This is a genomic window from Mesorhizobium sp. M5C.F.Ca.IN.020.29.1.1 (assembly GCF_003997375.1).
Lineage (GTDB): Bacteria > Pseudomonadota > Alphaproteobacteria > Rhizobiales > Rhizobiaceae > Mesorhizobium > Mesorhizobium wenxiniae.
Genome location: NZ_RZSW01001067.1, coordinates 1 through 881 on the forward strand (window position 1 = coordinate 1; position 881 = coordinate 881).

At 66.2% G+C, this 881-nt stretch carries 1 protein-coding gene; it reads right to left on the minus strand.

The features are described from left to right. Positions 1-28 precede the first annotated feature (28 nt). A partial coding sequence (gene ybgF / locus EOA85_RS36260) for a tol-pal system protein YbgF (RefSeq protein WP_127212802.1) occupies positions 29-881 on the minus strand: 853 nt, incomplete at its 5' end.

The window sequence follows — 881 nt, forward strand, 5'->3', positions numbered from 1 at the left end:
ACCGAAGGGTCAGGCTCGGTTTCGAGCGTCAGCACGCCGCGAGCGCCCTTTCCTGCTTGACGCGTTCCTTGAGCGTGCCGGAAACATTGGGATAGCGCTTACCGATCTCGCCGAAAGTGGCGCAGGCCACGTCGCGCTGATTCAATCCGACCAGCGAGACACCGAGCTTCAGCAGCATGTCGGGAGCCTTCTTGGCCTTCGGATAGTCCTTGCTGGCGGCGAGGAACGTCTCGGCCGCGTCGCGGTATTTCTGCTGGCCGAGCAGCGACTCACCCAGCCAGTAATGCGCGTCCGCCGCCTTGGCGTTCTTGGGGAAGCGGGCGATGTGGTCGCGAAAGCCCTGTTCGGCAGTGCTGTAGTCGCCCGACAGGATGAACTGGTAGGAGTTGCGGTAAAGCTCCTCGGGGTCGTCGGTGGCGGGCAGCGCCGCGACCACCGTGTCGTCGGACTTGCCGGCCTGCGTGCCAGCACCTTGGTCGCCGGGGGCTTGGTCGCTGGTGGCAGGGGCAGTGTTCTGCACCGGTGCATGTGCCTGCGTGTTGCCGTCGGCGTCGATCACATTGCCGTTCTTGTCGACGGTGATGGTGCCGAACGTCTTCGGCGGCGTGCCGGGGATCACCGTGCCGGGTTCGCCCGTCGGCGATTCGACGATGACCTCCCCGCTCTGGTCGCCGGCGGGCGGTGAGCCCGCATCGCCCGGCGCGTGCGTCGCCGGAGCCTCGGCGACGCTGCTGTCGGTGTTGGTGGTGGCGTCCGACTTCTTCTGCTCGGCCGGTTGCTGCGCGCCTTGCGACCCGCCTTCCAGCTGCTGGAAGCGGAACTCATTGTCTTCCTGCTGCTTGCGGATCTGCTCCTGCATCTGCAGCACCTGGAAGTTGAGC